Source organism: Sphingomonas phyllosphaerae (assembly GCA_036946405.1).
Lineage (GTDB): Bacteria > Pseudomonadota > Alphaproteobacteria > Sphingomonadales > Sphingomonadaceae > Sphingomonas > Sphingomonas phyllosphaerae_D.
In genome coordinates, this window is the sequence record JAQIJC010000001.1 from 854554 (window position 1) to 872414 (window position 17861).

Consider the following 17861-nt stretch of genomic DNA (forward strand, 5'->3'; position numbering starts at 1 on the left):
CCCGTTCGCTCCGGTCAATACCGACGCACATGCAGGCTCATCTGTCGCCGGTCGATCGGACGTACCGGCAAGTCGGAACGTGCGTCGCGCGGCACGAGGCATGGCCGCCTGCGAAACCTGCCCTGCCGCGTCGCGGCGTGACTGGCGTTACTCCTTCCGCCCCGATGCGACGATGACCTTCACCCAATCATCCGGCGCATCGTGGAGCTTGAGGTACAAGGCATCGCCAGCGGGTCGAGGTGCCGACACCGATGTGCCGACGAACCCGACCGGCACCGCTACCGCACCCGCGCCCTCGTCGTTGCCCGCCACCGCCGCGATCACGAACAGGTCGTCGCCCTCGATCGCGCACTCCTTGTCGCCGCACGTCACCTTCGTCAGCACCGGCAGGCGGACGACGCGCGCCAGCGGCTGCCACTCGCCGAGCGTCTCGCCCTGCACCAGCCGCATCCTGAGCGCGCCGACCGCCGCTGCGCCCAGCGCCTGTCGCGGCGCGAACGTGCCGACCGCGACGTCGCCACCCAAGGATTGCAGCTTGCCCGAGGCGACGGTCAGCCTGGTGGTCGCCGCGTCGTCGGTGGTCGCGACCTCGATCGCATCGTCGTTGGTGAGCCGCGTGCCGACCGCGCGCACCGAGAAGGTCAGCGTCGCATCGGGCGCGAGCAGCCCAGCGGGAAGCGTCAGCGGCACCTTCGTCGCGGCGGCGGGGGCATCGACATGCGCACCGACCAGCTCCAGCCGCGGGCGCGGCGGGGTGATCGTCGCGCGCACCGTCGTGGTACGCCCGTCCTTCAGCGTCACCTTCGCGTCGCTCGCGCCCTGCGCCAGCGTTTCGGTATTCGCGTCGGTGGTCAGCGCCAGCCGGTCGCCGCCGCCGGGGTCGCGGGTCAGCGCGCCGGCGACGAAGGTCACGCCGGCGACCTCCAGCTTCGCGACCTGATCGAGCCGCGCGCCGACCAGCCGGCCTTCCCTGTCGCCGGTGTAGAGCGTGAAGCCCTCCAGCCGGCTCGCTTCGGTCTGTCCCTTGAGCGTCAGTTGTGCGGGCTGCGCCGCGCCATATTGCGCGACCAGCAAGGTCAACTCACCCGGCCGGGTCCGCGCGAGCGGGAGCGTCGCGGTGATCTCGTCGCCCGCGCTCGCCTTCCACTCGACCGGACGCGTCGCGCCGCCGCGATCGCGCAACGCGACCTGCTCGACGCACGAGGACGCGCCGCCCTGTAGCGTCAGCGGGGCATCGCGGCCGATCACCACCGCGTCGTCGGGCTTCGGCTGCCAAGCGGTCGGTGCGCCGTTCTGCACCGGGAAGCGCGGGCCGGTGAAGGTGTCGAAGCCCCATCGTCCGACCAGCGCCGCGTCGCTGATCCCGGTCTGGCCCAGCTTCTGCGCATCGGCGACGACCAGCCCGCCGCGCTCGGCATCGGCGGTCACCGGCAATTCGACGCTGCGCCCGTCCTGCAACCCGAGCTTCAGCCGCAGGTCGCGCGCGAAGTCAGTCGCGAACAGCAGCGGCGCATCGTCGAGCCGCAGCACCAGCCCCGGTTGCGCGAGGCAGACCGCGTCCTTGGCGGCGGCGCGCAACGGCGGCGGTGCGGCGTTGCCGATCGGCGGCAGCGGCGCGACCAGCACGGTCTGCGGGTTCTGGAACGACGGCGGATTGTTGAGCTGCAACCGCAGCCGCTCGCCCGATCCGACCGCCAGCGCTGGCGCATATTGGTAACTGGCGCTGCGGAAGACGCCGAACAGCCGAGCGAAATCGCGCGCCAGCGAGATATACGGGCTGTAGATCCCCGCGCCGCCTTCCTTGGTGGCGGCGAGGCTGTAAGCGAATTGCGTGGTCGTCCCGCCCAATACCTCGGCGAGCGTCGTCCCGCCGCCGGTCTGGAGCACCATGCCGTCGCGATTCTGCGTCAGGCACGACGCCTGCAACGAACGCGCGCGGGTCAGGCAATCGGCGTTGAGCTTGATCGCCAGCGTGCCGGCGAGCGCGGTCGACACCGGCACCAGCCGTTCGGGGGCGGTTTCCTCGACGCGCGCGACGCCGTTGACGAACGTCTCCAGCCGCGCGCGATCGAGCGACGCCTGGAACAGATCCTGCGCGGCGCGGACGAACACGCCCGGACGCCCGCGCACCGCCTTGACCAGCGCATTGTAGCCGCCGCCGGTTTCCGGCGCCATGAACGCGATCGCCTGCCCGGCACCCTCGGGTACGGTGATCGACAGGCCGGACTTCTTCGGGTTCTTGTCCCACGTCTCGGCCTTGAAGAACCAGTCCTTGGGTGGCGGATTGGTCGCGCCGCGCAGGAAGGCGACCACCAGCACGTAATGCGCCGACTGATCCTCGGGCAGGTCGGCACGCACCTCCAGCCTGTCGCCGGCGCGGATGCCCGGCACCTGTCCGGCGGGCAGCGTCACGCCGCCGCGCGTCACGCGCATCGTCAGCGTCGGACCGGCCAGATCGAAGGTGGTGCTCTGCGCCGCCGCGGCATCGGGGAGCGTCAGCGAGACCGCGGCCGCCAGGGCCAGCACGGGGGGAAGAAAAGCGCGCATCCGGCGGGCTATAGAACAGGAGCGCCGGGCTGTGCCACCATCCGGCGTTAACTCCGCCTCAACCACTTTCCTTCATTGCGTCCTCATCCACTGCAAGCGGAACGGGCGTGATGGCGAAGTCAGGCACTACGGTCGACGTAGCGATCATCGGCGCGGGCCCGGCGGGGCTGACCGCCGGCTATCTGCTCACCAAGGCCGGCTATTCGGTCGCGATCCTCGAGAAGGACGCCGTGTACGTCGGCGGGATCAGCCGCACCGTCGAGCATGAGGGATTCCGCTTCGACATCGGCGGGCATCGCTTCTTCTCGCGCTCGAAGGAGGTCGTCGACCTCTGGAACGAGCTGCTGCCCGACGATTTCATCGAACGCCCGCGGATGAGCCGCATCTATTACGAGGGCAAATTCTACAGCTACCCGCTGCGGGCGTTCGAGGCGCTCGGCAACCTCGGCGTGGTGCGCTCGGCCTTGTGCATGGCGAGCTTCGCCAAGGCGAAACTGTTCCCGAAGCGCGAGGTGAAGAGCTTCGAGGACTGGACCGTCAATGCCTTCGGGCGGAAACTCTATTCGATCTTCTTCAAGACCTATACCGAGAAGGTGTGGGGGATGCCGTGCGACCGGATGAGCGCGGACTGGGCGGCGCAGCGGATCAAGGGTCTGTCGCTGTGGGGCGCGGTGGTCGACGGGGTCAAGCGCTCGCTGGGGCTCAACCGCCGGCCGAACGACGGGGTCGGGCAGGCCAAGACGCTGCTGGAGAATTTCCGCTATCCGCGGCTCGGCCCGGGGATGATGTGGGATGCGGCGCGCGACCGGATCGTCGAGCGCGGCGGGCAGGTGCTGATGGGGCACTCGCTCCACCAGTTGCGGCTGAGCGAGGCGACCGGGCGCTGGACCGTTACCGCCAACGGTGCCGACGGTCTGGTCGCGCTGAACGCCGCGCATGTCATCTCCTCGGCGCCGATGCGCGAGTTGGCGAGCCGCATCCACCCGCTGCCCGCGTCGCTGCCCGAGGCGTCGAACCTGAAATATCGCGACTTCCTGACGGTCGCGCTGATGATCCGTTCGCCCGAGCTGTTCCCGGACAATTGGATCTACATCCACGATCCCAAGGTGAAGGTCGGCCGCATCCAGAATTTCCGGTCGTGGTCGCCCGAGATGGTGCCCGATCCCGCGATCGCGTGCGTCGGGCTCGAATATTTCTGCTTCGAGGGCGACGGGCTGTGGACGTCGAGCGACCAGCAGCTGATCGCGCTGGCGACCGCCGAAATGGCGACGCTGGGGCTGTGCGACCCCGCGCAGGTCACCGGCGGCGTCGTGGTGCGGCAGGAGAAAGCCTATCCTGTCTATGACGAGGATTATGCGCAGAACGTCGACATGCTCCGCCGCGAGATCGAGGGTCGCTATGCGACGCTGCACTGCGTCGGGCGCAACGGGATGCATCGCTACAACAATCAGGATCATGCGATGATGACCGCGATGCTGACGGTCCGCAACATCCAGGCCGGCGCACGCGTGTATGACGTGTGGGCGGTCAACGAGGATGCCGAATATCACGAGCGCGGCAACGAGGGCGAAGCCGCGGCGCTCGCCAGCCTGCGGCAGGTGCCGACCGCGCTGAAGGCGGCGTAAGCTGTCCCCCGATCGCCGCCATGCCGCCGTCGTGCTCGGCGGCTGGGCGCTGGCATCGCTGGTGCTGCTGATCGCCGGGTGGAGCGCGATCATGGCGCGCGCGCTGCCCGATGCCGACGATTCGATGCGCTTGCTCGAAGTGCGCGACTGGCTGGCGGGGCAAGGCTGGTTCGATGTCGCGCAGCATCGCCTGAACGGCGGCGATTTCCCGATGCACTGGTCGCGGCTCGTCGACCTGCCGCTCGCCGCGGTGATCGTGCTGCTGCGCCCGGTGCTGGGAGCGGCGCTGGCCGAGCAGGTCGCGGTCGTCGCAGTGCCGCTGCTGACGTTGCTCGCGGTGCTGGCGCTGGTCGCGTCGATCGCGCGGCGGATGGGCGGTGACGCGCTGGTGATCCCGGCGATGCTGATGGCGGCGCTCACGATCCCGCTCACCTTCCAGCTATCACCGCTGCGCATCGATCATCATGGCTGGCAGATCGTGTGTGCGCTCGTCGCGGTGCGCGCATTGATCGCACGGCCGGATGCGCGGAGCGGGCTGCTGGCCGGCGCCGCGCTGGCGATCTTGCTGACGATCTCGCTGGAGGGTTTGCCGATTGCCGCCGCGATCTGCGGGGTGGCCGCGCTGGCCTGGGTCGTCCAGCCGCAGCGCGGCGTCATGCTGCGCACGCTGATGCTGACGCTGGCCGGTGGGGCGATACTTCTTCAGGTGGTGACCCGTGGGCCGGGGGTCTGGCAGCCGGCCTGTGACGCGCTCGCGCCCGCATGGCTCGCGGTGCTGTGTGTCGCGGCGGTCGGCATCACGACCGCGGTGGCGGTCGGACGGTTCGGCATGATCGCGCGGCTGATGGCGCTCGGCGTCGCGGCGGCGGGGGCGGGCGCCACGTTGCTGACGCTCGCGCCGGTCTGCCTCGCCGGGCCGTTCGCGACGCTGCCGCCGCTCGTCTATCAGGTCTGGTATCTGTCGGTGCTCGAGGGGCGTCCGGCATGGGAGCAAGAGCCGGTATGGGCGGCGGCGACGCTGGCGCTGCCGCTTGCCGGGCTGGTCGGTGCGTACCTCGGGGGGCGAAACGCCGCGGGGGAGCGACGCGAGCGCTGGGCGATCCTCGCGCTGTTGCTCGTCGCGGCGACGCTGATCGCGATAGCGGTGAGTCGCGCCGGGGCGACCGCCAATGCGCTTGCCGCCCCCGCCGCGGCGGTGTGGCTGGCGCGGTTGCTGGAGCGGGCGCGGGGACTGACAAGGCCGGTGCCGCGCGTCGCGGCGACGGTTGCGGTGCTGGCGCTCGCTGCGCCCGGCACGCTGATCGCCATCGCGCTCCATGCCGCGCCGCGCGGCACGGTGCCGAAGACCCAGATCGCGCATCGACCGTCGTGCGCCAGCACCCGCGACATGCGCGTGCTCGGCACGCTGCCGCCCGGGATCGTGTTCGCGCCGATCGACCTGACCCCGGCGCTGTTGCTCGACACCCCGGACCGCGCGGTCGCGGGCGGCTATCATCGCGGCGCAGCGGCGATGGCGCGCGTCATCACCGGCTTCGTCGCGCCGCCCGAACGGGCACGGGCGGCGATCCTCGCCACCCACGCCGATTATCTCGCGGTCTGTCCGGGGATGCAGGAAATGATCGCCTATCGCGACCGTGCGCCCGAGGGCATGTGGGCGCGGCTCGAACGCGGCGAGCGGTTCGCATGGCTGCGTCCGGTGCGCGTACGCGGCCCTGCGTTGGTCTGGCGGATCATCCACCCCTTGCGGGAAGGCGGGTCGGCCCCGTAAGGCGCGGCGATGCAGCAAGACCGGCTTCACTGGTGGCAGACGCGATGGTTCGTGATCGCGGCGGTGCTGGCGGCGGCGATTCCGTTATTGTGGCCCGACATCCCGCCGATCGTCGATCTGCCGGGCCATATGGGGCGCTACCGCGTCCAGCTCGACCGCGGCGCGCATCCGTGGCTGGCCGATTGGTATTCGTTCAAATGGGCGCTGATCGGCAATCTCGGCGTCGACCTGCTGATCGAACCGCTCGCGCCGCTGGTCGGGCTGGAGGCCGCGGTCAAGCTGATCGTGATCGCGATCCCGGTGCTGACGGTCGCCGGGCTGTTGTGGATCGCGCGCGAGGTGCATGGGCGCATCCCCGCGACCGCATTGTTCGCGCTGCCGCTCGCTTATGGCTATCCGGTGCAGTTCGGGTTCGTGAACTTCGCGCTGTCGATGGGGCTGGCGCTGTGCCTGTTCGCGCTGTGGCTGCGGCTGGCGCGGCGCGGGCGGATCTGGCTGCGCGTCGCGTTGTTCGTGCCGCTGTCGTGCATCCTGTGGGTGGTGCATACCTTCGGCTGGGGCGTGCTGGGCGTGCTGGCCTTTTCCAGCGAGCTGATCCGCCAGCATGACCGGCGTAAGGACGCGGGTAGCGGACATTGGCTCGAAAGTCTGATCCGTGCCGGGCTCGGCTGTGCGCCGCTCGCGCTGCCGATGCTGCTGATGATCGCGTGGCGATCGGGCGCGGACGTCACCGGTCAGACCGCCGACTTCTTCTACTGGCGCACCAAGATCGCGTGGATCGTGATGGCGCTGCGCGACCGCTGGCTGTGGTTCGACATCGGCAGCATGGCGGTGATCTACCTCGTGCTGTTCAAGGCGTTGCGCGACCCGCGGATCGGCTATTCGCGGCACCTCGGGCTTTCGGCGCTGTTCATGCTGGCGGTCTATATCGTGCTGCCGCGGATCGTGTTCGGCTCGGCCTATGCCGACATGCGGATGGCCCCGTACATGATCGCGGTGGCGGTGATCGCGATCCGGCCGAAGCCCGGCACGACCTTCCGCCATGCCGCGGTGCTCGCGGCGCTGGGGCTCGCGTTCTTCGTCGTGCGGCTGGCGGGGACGACGATCAGCTATTGGGAATTCGACCGCGATTATGACGAGGAGCTGGCGGCGCTGCCGCATGTGCCGGTCGGTGCGCGGCTGATCAGCTTCGTCGGGCACAATTGTCACAATGCATGGCGGATGTCGCGGCTGGAGCATCTGCCCGCGATCGCGCTGGTGCGGCGGCTGGCCTATACCGACGATCAATGGTCGATGGCCGGCGCGCAGCTGCTGACGTCGCGCTATACCGCCGCCGGTCCGTACGCGCATGATCCGACGCAGATCGTGACCTCGGTCAAATGCCCAGCGGAATGGTGGCGGCCCGCCAATTACGCGCTGGCTCGATTCCCGCGCGAGGCCTTCGATTACGTGTGGCTGATCCGCCCGCCAGCCTATAATCCGCGGTTCACGGTCGGGCTGGTACCGATCTGGCGTTCGCCGACCAGCAACTCGGTGCTGTTCCGCATCGATCATGACGCGATCGTGCCCGAGGCGAGCGACGAGGAACTGGGCGTGCCGCGCTGGCTGATCGAGCGGATCAAGCGGCGGCGCGAGCGGCTGGAGGCGCTACGCGAGCGCCGTGAGCGCGAGGAAGAGCGGTTGGAGCGGTTGCGGGCGGAGCAGGCGCGGTAGTACGTGGGTTGGGTCGTATTTACCCGCCGTTCGCCCTGAGCTTGTCGAAGGGCGTGTTACGGGCACGTGCTTCGACAAGCTCAGCACGAATGGCAGGATTGTGGCGGTTACGCGCTACCCCCGCTTGAACGGCGTCAGCTCACCCAGAAATGCCTGCTCGCCCTCGACCGCGACGCGTTCCTGTTCGAGAAAGTCGGCGACCGCGCGGCGGAAGTTTGGGTCGGGGATGTAATGCGCCGACCACGTCGATACCGGCGCATAGCCGCGCGCCAGCTTGTGCTCGCCCTGCGCGCCGGCCTCGACCCGCGCCAGCCCGCGTTCGATCGCGGCGTCGATCGCCTGGTAATAGCATAGCTCGAAGTGGAGGAACGGCACCTCTTCGGTCGCGCCCCAATAGCGGCCGTAGAGCGCATCGTCGCCGATCAGGTTGAGCGCGCCCGCGATCGGCACCCCGTCGCGCTCGGCGAGGATCAGCAGCACGCGCTCGCCGAGCGCTTCGCCCAGCAGCGGGAAGAAGGTGCGCGTCAGGTACGGCCGCCCCCATTTGCGGCTGCCGGTGTCCTGATAGAATCGCCAGAAGGCGTTCCATTCGCGTTCGCCGATCGCCGCGCCGGTCAGGTGCCGGATCGTCAGCCCGTCGATCGCGGCCGCGCGCTCCTTGCGGATTGCTTTGCGCTTGCGGCTGGCGAGCGCGGCGAGGAAGTCGTCGAAGGTCGCATAGCCGTCATTCTGCCAATGGAATTGCGTCCCCTCGCGCACCAGCCAGCCTGCCGCGGCGAACAGCGGAAGCTGCTCGGCGGTGACGAAGGTCGCGTGTGCCGAGGACAGCTCGTGCTGCGCCACTACCGCCTCGATCGCGCCGATCAGCGCGGCGGCGGCGTCCGGATCGCGCAGCAGCAGGCGCGGGCCGGGCACGGGGGTGAAGGGCGCGGCGACCTGCAGCTTGGGGTAATAGCGGCCGCCGGCGCGCTCCCACGCGTCGGCCCAGCCGTGATCGAAGACATATTCGCCCTGGCTGTGCCCCTTGGCATAAGCGGGCGCGATCGCGATCGGCGCGCCGTCCGCGCCGTCGACGACGATCGGCACCGGTTGCCAGCCGCTGCGCCCGCCGACGCTGCCCGATTCTTCCAGTGCCTTGAGAAATGCATGGCCGACGAACGGGTTGGCGGTGCCGGCGCACGCATCCCATTGTTCGGCGGGGATGGCGGAGACGCCGGGCACCAGGCGCGCGGTAAGCGAGGTCATCGCGCGCGAGATAGGATCGCAGGTGTCGCGATCAAAGGGCGGAGGCGACTTCCACGATCGCGTCGATCTCGACCGCCGCGCCGAGCGGCAGGACCGCGACCCCGACTGCCGAGCGGGCATGCTTGCCGGCATCGCCGAACAGCTTGACCATCAGTTCCGACGCGCCGTTCGCGACCTTTGGCTGGTCGGTGAAGTCGGCGGTCGAATTGACGAACACGCCCAGCTTCACGATCCGCGTCACGCGCTGAAGGTTGCCGCAATGCGCCTTGATCTGTGCGACGAGCATCAGCGCGCAGCGCTGCGCCGCGTCCTGCCCGTCCTCCAGCGAGACGTCGTCGCCGAGCCGCCCGGTCACCACCGCGCCGTCCTTGAACGGCAACTGGCCCGAAATGTGGAGCAGCCCGCCCGCCTCGACGACGGGAACGTAAGCGGCGACGGGGGCGGCCGCCTGCGGCAGCGTGAGGCCAAGCTCTTCGAGAGCGCGATCGATGCGGTCGGTCATGCCGCGTTGCTTGCCGCCTGCGCCCCGCCGCGGTCAAGCCTCCGCCGGCCTGCCTTCGTCGAAGCGCGCCGCGATCCAGTCCTGCGCGGTCGACCAGTCGTCGATCCGCGCATGGGCGTGCGGGGAGGGCGGGACGCCGGGGGCGAGCTGCGGCTCCGACACCATGTGCAGCCGCCACACGCCCGGCGCATGCGTCGCGACCGATTCGTGATGGTGCGGCAAATCGTCGACGAACACCGTGACCGGGTGGCCATATTCCGCGACCAGCCGCGCGACCGGCGCCCCCTTGCCGCCCTGGTTGCACTCGACGCGATGCGCGATCCCGTGCCCGGCGAGCTGGTCGATGCGATGCGTGCGGCAATGATCCTCGAGATTGGTGAGGATCACGATATCGGCGCGCTCCGCCAGCATCGCCAGCGCTTCGCCGGCGCCGGGCACCAGCGTCTGGCGGTGCATCTCGTCGGGAAAGAAGCCGCCGAGATAGCCGAACATCTCTTCGCGGGTCATCGGCACTTCGCTGCCGCGTCGCTTCATGCTCTTCGCCAGTTCCCGGGTGCCGATCGTGAAATCGACTTCGTGCACGGTGCCCAGCCAGTCGGCGAAGTGGCGGACCATGTGCAACAGCACCTCGTCGCAATCGGAGATCAGCAGCGGCCGGGTCATACGCGCCGCTCCAGCAGATGCCGCGCCGCGACGAGCGATTCAGGGCTGTGCCCGGTCGATTCGGCACAGGCGATCAGATCGGGTTCATGCGCCTCGAGGAAAGTGATCGTTGCGGCGAGCGTCGATGGATCTGTAAGGTATTCCCGCAAGTTGTCTGGCGTAAGGCCCGTCGTGCCGAGAAATCGCTCGGCGCGTAACGGATCGTTAAGGACAAAGGTCAAGGCATCGAGCGCGCGTGCCACGGCATCGTCCGGTTTCGTGTCATTGCGCATCACTATCTGTCGTCGCCCTGTTGGGAGTGGTCGTCGCGTGGCAAAAAGGGTGCTCGTTGTCGAGGACAACGAACTCAATCTGAAGCTGTTCAGCGACCTGCTGCGGGCGCACGGCTTCGTCGTTGAGCCGGTGCGCGACGGGCGCGAGGCGGTGGAGCGCGCGCGCGCCTTCGCGCCCGATCTGGTCGTCATGGACATCCAGATGCCGCACGTCACGGGGTATGAGCTGATCCTGCAGCTGAAGGCCGATGCGGCGCTGCGTCACATCCCGGTGATGGCGGTCACCGCCTATGCCGGGCGCGAGGACGAGGAACGCCTGCGCGCCGCCGGGGCGGACGCCTATGTGTCGAAGCCGATTACGCTGGCGCGGTTCATGGCCGCTGTCACCGAGCTTACCTGACCGGCGCCACGCAGAAAAGCCGCCGGCGTCAAGCGCAGGCGGCTTTCGGGAAGCAAGCAAAAGACGAGTCGCGTGCGGTTCTGGATCCCGGCCTGCGCCGGAATGATCGAACGATCGCTACGCGATTCGGTCGATCACTTGATCTTGGCTTCCTTGAACTCGACGTGCTTGCGCACGACGGGATCGTACTTGTTGAAGCTCAGCTTCTCGGTCTTCGTGCGCGGGTTCTTCTTGGTGACGTAGAAGAAGCCGGTGTCGGCCGAGCTGACGAGCTTGATCTTGACGGTGGTCGGCTTTGCCATGACCAGTTCCTAGCGAATGAAAACGAAAAATGCGGCGAAGGCTCCTCCGCCGCGTCAGGCTGGGGCGCTTGGCCCATGTGGCGCGCGGAGTCAAGCATCGGTGCGGTTAACGCCTCGGTAACGCGCTGGCCGTTATGAGAAGGGCCAGAGGAGATAGCCGTCATGAGCAACGACGATGTCATCACCGCCCGGGCCGAACTGACCCGCCGAATCGCCGCGATCGAATGGCGCGCCGGGCCGACGCAACTCACCCCCGATATCGAGCGCATCCACGAACTGGCACGCCACCATCATCTGCCTGCCGCGGTGGATGCCGCGAATCAGCTTCGGCTGGCGCTGGCGCGTGGGGAGCGCGGCGTTCCGGTGCATCGCCTGCTGCAATTGCTGGGGCAAGCGGTCGTCACCGATCGCGGGGAGGCGCCGCGCCGCGCCGCCTGAGCGCGGTCGCGCGGGTGGGAGCCAAACCCACCGCCGGTCGTTTCGCCTCCGACACCTGATCCGTACGGAGCGAATCGTGACCGACACCAATCCTGCCCTCGAAACGCCGACCGATCTGGCGCGCAACGACACGCGCACCGTCGCCGACGCGCTGAACGCCGCGCTGGCGGACAGCTATGCGCTGTATCTGAAGACCAAGAACTTTCACTGGCACGTCAGCGGGCCGCATTTCCGCGACTATCACCTGCTGCTCGACGATCAGGCCGCGCAGATCCTCGGCGTCACCGACGCGATCGCCGAGCGCGTCCGCAAGACCGGCGGCACCACCCTGCGCTCGATCGGCGATATCTCGCGCCGCCAGTCGATCAAGGACAACGACCGCGACTTCGTTCCCGCCGACGAGATGCTCGCCGAGCTGCGCGACGACAATCTGACGCTGGTGGAGCGCTTCCGCGACGTGAAGCAGGCGTCCGAGGATGCCGGCGACAATGCCACCAGCGGGATCGTCGACGAATGGACCGATCAGGCCGAGGAGCGCGCCTGGTTCCTGTTCGAGGCCAGCCGCAAGGGCTGATGGCCGTCCACGATCGACACGGAGACTCGTCATGCTGAAACTCGCTGTCATCTTCCTCATCGCCGGACTGGTGCTCGGTGCCCTCGGCTTCGGCGGGATCGGCGGCGCGTTCGTCGGCATCGCCAAGATCCTGTTCTTCATCGCGCTCGCCTTGTTCCTGATCTTCCTCGTGCTGGGCGTTGTGGCGGGCAAGAAGGTGAAGGACGCGGTCTGATATCGCGGGATACGGGGCAGCCATCTTGCCCCAACCTGCGCGCGGGTGCATCACCGCGCGCAGGTCATGTTCCCGAGGAGTCCCGATGCGTCTGCCTTTCGCTGCCGTCCTGTTGACGGCGATGACGACCGCTGCCGCCATGCCGTTCGCCGCCGCTGCGCAAGCCGCCGCGCCGTTGCCGGCCAGCAACCCCTTCGCCCAGCCGAGCACGCTGCCGTTCGAGGCGCCGCCGTTCGACCGCATCAAGGACGCCGACTATCAGCCGGCGCTCGAGGCCGGCATGGCCGAGCAGCTCGCCGAGGTGAACAACATCGTCCGCGTCCGCTCCGCGCCGACCTTCGACAACACGATCGCGGCGCTGGAGCGCTCGGGCCGGCTGCTGGAGCGTGCGGCGCTCGCCTTCTACGGCGTCAACGGCGCGAACACCAACGACGTGCTCCAGAAGACGCAGGAAGTGCTCGCGCCGAAGTTCGCGGCGCATCAGGACGCGATCCAGCTCAATCCGCAGCTTTTCGCGCGCGTCCGCACGCTGTACGACGCCCGCCAGACGCTGAAGCTGACGCCCGAGCAATTGCAGGTGCTGACGCTGACCTATGAGAATATGGTCCGCGCCGGTGCGAAGCTCTCGCTCGCCGACAAGACGAAGCTGAGCGCGCTCAATGCGCAGCTGTCGACATTGGAGACCGCGTTCCAGCAGAAGCTGCTCGCCGCTGCCAAGGCCGGCGCACTAGTCGTCGACGACCGCGCCAAGCTGGCCGGGCTGTCGGAGGCGGAGATCGCCGCGGCCGCCGATGCCGCCAAGGAGCGCGGGCTGACCGGCAAGTACGTCCTGACGCTTCAGAACACGACGCAACAGCCCGCGCTCGCCGCGCTGACCGATCGGTCGACGCGCGAGGCGCTGTTCAATGCCAGCTGGACCCGCGCTGAGAAGGGCGACGCCAACGATACCCGCGCGACGATCAGCCAGCTCGCCGAATTGCGCGCGCAGAAGGCGAAGCTGCTCGGCTTCGCAACCTGGGCCGATTACGTGCTGTCGGATCAGATGGCGAAGAACCCGACCACCGCGCTCGGCTTCATGCAACAGCTCGGCAAGCCGGTCGCCGCCGAACAGCGCCGCGAGGCCGCGGAGCTGCAGCAGCAGATCAAGGCCGAGGGCGGCACTTTCCCGCTCAAGCCATGGGACTGGGATCTCTATTCGGAGAAGCTGCGCAAGGCCAAGTACGACCTGAACCAGGACGAGCTGAAGCCCTATTTCGAGATCAACAAGGTGCTGACCGACGGCGTCTTCTACGCCGCCAATCAGCTGTACGGCATCACCTTCAAGCGTCGCACCGACCTGCCCGTCTACCAGCCCGACGTGATGGTCTATGAGGTGTCGGAGGAGAATGGCACGCCGATCGGGCTGATGTATTTCGATTACTGGAAGCGCGACAACAAGAACGGTGGCGCGTGGATGTCGAACTTCGTCAACCAGTCGAAGCTGCTCGGCACCAAGCCGGTGATCTACAACGTCGGCAATTTCACCAAGCCGGCGGCGGGACAGCCCGCGCTCATCACCTTTGACGACGTGACGACGATGTTCCACGAGTTCGGCCATGCGCTGCACGGCCTGTTCGCGAACCAGACCTATCCGTCGGTGTCGGGCACCAACACCGCGCGCGACTTCGTCGAATTCCCGTCGCAGTTCAACGAGCATTGGGCGCTCGATCCCAAGGTGCTGCCGCATTACGCGGTCAATCGTCAGGGGCAGGTGATCCCGCCCGCGCTGGTCGCCAAGATCAAGCGCGCCGCGACCTTCAACACCGGCAACAGCTTCGGCCAGGCGCTGGCGGCGGCGGAGCTCGACATGAGCTGGCATTCGCTGCCCGCCAGCGCCGGACGGCAGGACGTCAATGTGTTCGAGCCGAAGGCGCTCGCCGCGACCGGGCTCGACACCGACGACGTGCCGCCGCGTTACCGGTCGAGCTATTTCCTTCACATCTGGGGGAACGGCTATTCGGCGGGCTATTATGCCTATCAATGGACCAAGATGCTCGACGCCAATGCCTATGCATGGTTCGAGAATCACGGCGGGCTGACGCGCGCCAACGGCCAGCGCTTCCGCGACATGATCCTGTCGAAGGGCCATACCGAGGATTACGCGCCGATGTTCCGCGCCTTCAACGGCAAGGATCCCGAGGTGGGGCCGCTGCTCCACGACCTCGGGCTGAACGCCGACGGGAGCCGCGTCGCGGAGTAACCTTCAATCTTCTGTTCCCCGGCGAAGGCCGGGGCCCAGTGACGGAACGATCGTAACGGCGCGGCGTGCTCCGTTACCTCGGCTTTCCCAACTGGGCCCCGGCCTCCGCCGGGGAACGGAAGCTTAAGCCAACAAGTCCCGCGTCTCGGGATGTTTCTCGATATACGCCCGCACGAACGGGCATTGCGGCACCACCTTCAGCCCGCGGTCGCGGACGATGTCGAGCGCGCCGCGGATCAGCTTGGTGCCGACCCCGCGCCCCTCGATCTCGGGCGGGACGACGGTGTGCGTGAACACGATCGTCGCGCCTTCCAGCTGATAGGCGGCGACCGCGCGATGGCCGTCCACCTCCAGCGCGAACTCCTGTTCGGAGCGCTGGTCCGTGACCCGCTCGACGCTCATCGCGCTGCCGCCGGCAATTCGGGCGGGGCGTCGATGCCCTTGGCGGCGGGCGCGATCGGGCGCGGCTTGTCGGCCTGATTCTCCGTTTCCGGCGTCCGCCGCTCGCACGCCGACAGCGCGGTGGCCGCCGCAAAGGTGAACAGGGCAAGATTGGGGCGTACGCGCATCGCGGTCTTTCGGCAGGTCGGTGACCCGCGCATTACGCGTCAGCGCCGCCGGCCGTTCCCGGCGCAGTTGCGGAAGCGGCCCCGCGCGCCTAGTGCGCCGGTGCACATGGCGCGCGATCCGCTTCCCGACCTTCACCGCATCTTCGGCTTCCCTGCGTTCCGCGGCGTGCAGGAGCAGGTGGTGACGCGCGTGCTCGCGGGCGAGCGGACATTGGCGGTGATGCCGACCGGCGCGGGCAAGTCGCTCTGCTACCAACTGCCCTCGGCGATGCTGGAGGGGACGTGCGTGGTCGTCAGCCCGCTGATCGCGCTGATGCACGACCAGTTGCGCGCGGCGACCGCGGTGGGCCTGCGCGCCGCGACGCTGACCAGTGTCGACGAGAACAAGGCCGAGACGCGCGGGCGCTATCTCGATGGCGAGCTGGACCTGCTGTACGTCGCGCCCGAGCGCGCCTCGACTGCCGACTTCCGCGACCTGCTGACGCGTGGCCGCCCGGCGCTGTTCGCGATCGACGAGGCGCATTGCGTCAGCGAATGGGGGCATGACTTCCGCCCCGATTACCGGCTGCTGCGCCCGTTGCTCGATACCTTCGCGGACGTGCCGCGGCTCGCGCTGACCGCCACCGCCGACGCGCATACCCGTGCCGACATCCTCGAACAGCTCGGCATCCCGCACGAGGGGATGATCGTCGCCGGGTTCGACCGGCCGAACATCCGCTATGCGATCCGCCCGAAGGACAACAGCACGCGCCAGATCGCCGACGTGGTGCGCGACACGCCCGGCCCTGGGATCGTCTATGTCCAGACTCGCGCCGCGACCGAGAAGATGGCGGCGCAATTGGCGCAGATCACCGGCCGCCCGGTGCGCGCCTATCATGCCGGGCTCGATCCGGCGGTGCGCGCGCGCAACCAGGCCGATTTCGTCGCCTCCGAGGACATGGTGATGTGCGCGACGGTCGCGTTCGGGATGGGGATCGACAAGCCCGACGTCCGCTTCGTCGCGCACGCCGGGCTGCCGAAGTCGATCGAGGCCTATTATCAGGAAACCGGCCGCGCCGGGCGCGACGGCGATCCGGCGGTCGCGCATCTGTTCTGGGGCGCCGAGGATTTCGCGCGCGCGCGGCAGCGGATCGGCGAGGTCGAGCCGCAGCGTCAGCCCGGCGAGCGGCAGCGGCTCGCGGCGCTCGGCGCGTTGGTCGAAACCGCCGGCTGTCGCCGCGCGATCCTGCTGCGCCATTTCGGCGAGCACCCGCCCGAGACGTGCGGCAATTGCGACAATTGCCTGTCGCCCCCCGCTGCGATCGACGCGACCGAGACGGCGCGCAAATATCTGTCGGCGGTGTTCCGCACCGGGCAGATGTTCGGCGCGACCTATATCGAGGAAGTGCTGACCGGGAAGTCGAGCGAACGCAGCCTGATGAACGGGCATGAGGCGCTGTCGGTGTGGAACATCGTCGATGGCACCGAGACGGCGATGCTCAAGCCGGTCGGGCGAGCCTTGCTGCTCAAGGACGCGCTGCGCACCAATGCGCACGGCGGGCTCGAGTTCGGGCCCGCGGCGCGTGCGCTGCTGAAGGGCGAGGCGACGCTGGCGCTGGTCGAGCCGCCCAAACGCGAGCGGCGGCGGCGCGGGGCAGGGGCGGCGGACAATCCGGTCGACGATCCGCTGTTCGAGGCATTGCGGGTTACGCGCCGTGAACTGGCGAAGGAGGCGGGGGTGCCGCCGTACGTGATCTTCCACGATTCGGCGTTGCGCGAGATGGCGGCGTTGCGCCCGGCCTCGCTTGCCGCGCTCGGCCGGATCGCCGGCGTCGGACAGCGCAAGCTCGACGCTTATGGGCAGGCGTTTCTCGATACGGTCCGCGCGCACGGCTGACGTTTCCGGCTGACGCCCGCCGCGCGTTTCGCTACGGAAGCGTGATGCTTCGTCCTCTCGATCCGACGATCGCGGTCGCCCCGCAGATCACCCCCGACGATGTCCCCGCGATCGCCGCCGCCGGCTATGTCGCGATCGTCAACAACCGCCCCGACGGCGAGGAGCCCGGCCAGCCCGACGGCAATGCGATCCGCGTCGCGGCCGAGGCGGCGGGGCTCGCTTATACCGCGATCCCGATCACCCACGCCGGCTTCTCGCGCCCGCAGGTCGATGCGATGCGCGACGCGCTGGCGGCGGCGAACGGCCCGGTGCTCGCCTATTGCCGCTCGGGCACGCGCTCGTGCAATCTGTGGGCGCTGGCACGCGCCGCGCAGGGCGACGATGCCGATGCGGTGACCGCCAAGGCGGCGCAGGCCGGCTACGATCTGCGCGGACTGCGCCCGGCGCTCGACGCGGTGGCGCACGCAGGCTGACACAGATGCGGCTGGGGGGGCTGTTCGGCTTCGGGCGTGTGGCGCGATCGATGCACACGGTCGAGGATGCGCTCGCCGCGGTGGCGGAGGCGTTGCCCGCCTTCGCGGCCTATGATGCCGTCGTCGGGGACGATGGCCGCGCCGCGCTGGCGATCGACGGCACCGGTCGCCTCGCGCTGGTGGTCGTCCGGGGCGCGCGGGCGCGGGCGCGTGTGGTGGACTGGCCGATGCTGCGGCTGATCGACGGCGGCGTGCTGATCGAAACCCGCGACCGTCGCCTAGGCACGGTGGTGCTCAACCGCCTGACCGCGATCGACATCCGTCGGCTCGGGATGCCGCCATTGCCCCAGCGCGAAGCCGCCGAGATCGTGCACGAGCCGGCGGCGGCGTAGGAGGGCGGTTGCGTGCGCGTCACCGTCATCCCCGCGCAGGCGGGGATCC

The 17861-nt window shown here is 68.8% G+C and carries 19 protein-coding genes; 11 read left to right on the forward strand and 8 right to left on the reverse strand.

Annotated features, from left to right (window positions below; genetic code table 11):
• Positions 1-147: 147 nt before the first annotated feature.
• Complete coding sequence (locus PGN12_04030; protein ID MEH3103054.1) at positions 148-2547, reverse strand: hypothetical protein; 2400 nt, start codon at positions 2545-2547, stop codon at positions 148-150.
• Positions 2548-2657: 110 nt separating this feature from the next.
• On the opposite strand from PGN12_04030, the gene PGN12_04035 reads away from it, so the two are divergent.
• The 3 genes from PGN12_04035 to PGN12_04045 are packed head-to-tail and all read left to right on the forward strand — an operon-like array spanning position 2658 to position 7653.
• Complete coding sequence (locus PGN12_04035; GenBank protein MEH3103055.1) at positions 2658-4172, forward strand: NAD(P)/FAD-dependent oxidoreductase; 1515 nt, start codon at positions 2658-2660, stop codon at positions 4170-4172.
• 31 nt (positions 4173-4203) lie between these two features.
• Positions 4204-5940 carry a hypothetical protein gene (locus PGN12_04040; protein ID MEH3103056.1) on the forward strand — a complete coding sequence of 579 codons (1737 nt, stop codon included), beginning with the start codon at positions 4204-4206 and terminating at the stop codon, positions 5938-5940.
• 9 nt (positions 5941-5949) lie between these two features.
• A complete protein-coding gene (locus PGN12_04045) occupies positions 5950-7653 on the forward strand; it encodes a hypothetical protein (GenBank protein ID MEH3103057.1) in 1704 nt (567 codons plus the stop codon).
• A gap of 114 nt (positions 7654-7767) precedes the next feature.
• Here the strand turns inward: PGN12_04045 and PGN12_04050 are convergent, their stop codons facing one another.
• The 4 genes from PGN12_04050 to PGN12_04065 are packed head-to-tail and all read right to left on the reverse strand — an operon-like array spanning position 7768 to position 10335.
• On the reverse strand, positions 7768-8898 hold the full coding sequence (locus PGN12_04050; GenBank protein ID MEH3103058.1) for a GNAT family N-acetyltransferase: 1131 nt from the start codon (positions 8896-8898) through the stop codon (positions 7768-7770).
• 31 nt (positions 8899-8929) lie between these two features.
• The gene (locus tag PGN12_04055) at positions 8930-9400 is read right to left on the reverse strand and encodes a RidA family protein (protein ID MEH3103059.1); all 471 of its coding nucleotides are present in this window, start codon (positions 9398-9400) and stop codon (positions 8930-8932) included.
• Positions 9401-9433: 33 nt separating this feature from the next.
• Positions 9434-10063, reverse strand: coding sequence for an HAD family hydrolase (locus tag PGN12_04060; GenBank protein ID MEH3103060.1), 630 nt, complete (start codon positions 10061-10063; stop codon positions 9434-9436).
• Positions 10060-10335: a DUF3572 domain-containing protein gene (locus tag PGN12_04065; protein MEH3103061.1), complete on the reverse strand. Its 276-nt coding sequence runs from the start codon at positions 10333-10335 to the stop codon at positions 10060-10062. The genes PGN12_04060 and PGN12_04065 overlap by 4 nt, the downstream gene beginning before the upstream one ends.
• Before the next feature lie 37 nt (positions 10336-10372).
• Here PGN12_04065 and PGN12_04070 point away from each other — a divergent pair, with 37 nt between their 5' ends.
• The gene (locus PGN12_04070; protein ID MEH3103062.1) at positions 10373-10735 is read left to right on the forward strand and encodes a response regulator; all 363 of its coding nucleotides are present in this window, start codon (positions 10373-10375) and stop codon (positions 10733-10735) included.
• A 134-nt stretch (positions 10736-10869) separates the two neighbouring features.
• Here the strand turns inward: PGN12_04070 and rpmG are convergent, their stop codons facing one another.
• Positions 10870-11037, reverse strand: coding sequence for a 50S ribosomal protein L33 (gene rpmG, locus PGN12_04075; protein ID MEH3103063.1), 168 nt, complete (start codon positions 11035-11037; stop codon positions 10870-10872).
• Positions 11038-11199: 162 nt separating this feature from the next.
• Between rpmG and PGN12_04080 the strand changes: the two genes are divergently transcribed.
• The 4 genes from PGN12_04080 to PGN12_04095 all read left to right on the forward strand — a co-directional run bounded on the left by PGN12_04080 (position 11200) and on the right by PGN12_04095 (position 14502).
• On the forward strand, positions 11200-11475 hold the full coding sequence (locus PGN12_04080) for a hypothetical protein (protein MEH3103064.1): 276 nt from the start codon (positions 11200-11202) through the stop codon (positions 11473-11475).
• Positions 11476-11551: 76 nt separating this feature from the next.
• Entirely contained in the window at positions 11552-12049 is a 498-nt protein-coding gene (locus PGN12_04085) for a DNA starvation/stationary phase protection protein (protein ID MEH3103065.1), read from the forward strand.
• 31 nt (positions 12050-12080) lie between these two features.
• Entirely contained in the window at positions 12081-12263 is a 183-nt protein-coding gene (locus tag PGN12_04090) for a DUF1328 domain-containing protein (GenBank protein MEH3103066.1), read from the forward strand.
• Positions 12264-12348: 85 nt separating this feature from the next.
• Positions 12349-14502, forward strand: a complete 2154-nt coding sequence (locus PGN12_04095) for a M3 family metallopeptidase (protein MEH3103067.1) — start codon at positions 12349-12351, stop codon at positions 14500-14502.
• A 123-nt stretch (positions 14503-14625) separates the two neighbouring features.
• On the opposite strand, the gene PGN12_04100 is transcribed toward PGN12_04095, so the two are convergent.
• Together PGN12_04100 and PGN12_04105 are read right to left on the reverse strand one after the other, a co-directional pair.
• Positions 14626-14904, reverse strand: a complete 279-nt coding sequence (locus PGN12_04100; GenBank protein ID MEH3103068.1) for a GNAT family N-acetyltransferase — start codon at positions 14902-14904, stop codon at positions 14626-14628.
• Positions 14901-15071: a hypothetical protein gene (locus PGN12_04105; GenBank protein ID MEH3103069.1), complete on the reverse strand. Its 171-nt coding sequence runs from the start codon at positions 15069-15071 to the stop codon at positions 14901-14903. The genes PGN12_04100 and PGN12_04105 overlap by 4 nt, the downstream gene beginning before the upstream one ends.
• A 106-nt stretch (positions 15072-15177) precedes the next feature.
• Here PGN12_04105 and recQ point away from each other — a divergent pair, with 106 nt between their 5' ends.
• The 3 genes from recQ to PGN12_04120 are packed head-to-tail and all read left to right on the forward strand — an operon-like array spanning position 15178 to position 17812.
• Positions 15178-16947 carry a DNA helicase RecQ gene (recQ, locus tag PGN12_04110; protein ID MEH3103070.1) on the forward strand — a complete coding sequence of 590 codons (1770 nt, stop codon included), beginning with the start codon at positions 15178-15180 and terminating at the stop codon, positions 16945-16947.
• A gap of 44 nt (positions 16948-16991) precedes the next feature.
• Positions 16992-17420: a TIGR01244 family sulfur transferase gene (locus tag PGN12_04115; GenBank protein MEH3103071.1), complete on the forward strand. Its 429-nt coding sequence runs from the start codon at positions 16992-16994 to the stop codon at positions 17418-17420.
• Between the two features lie 5 nt (positions 17421-17425).
• Positions 17426-17812: a hypothetical protein gene (locus PGN12_04120; protein MEH3103072.1), complete on the forward strand. Its 387-nt coding sequence runs from the start codon at positions 17426-17428 to the stop codon at positions 17810-17812.
• Positions 17813-17861 lie beyond the last annotated feature (49 nt).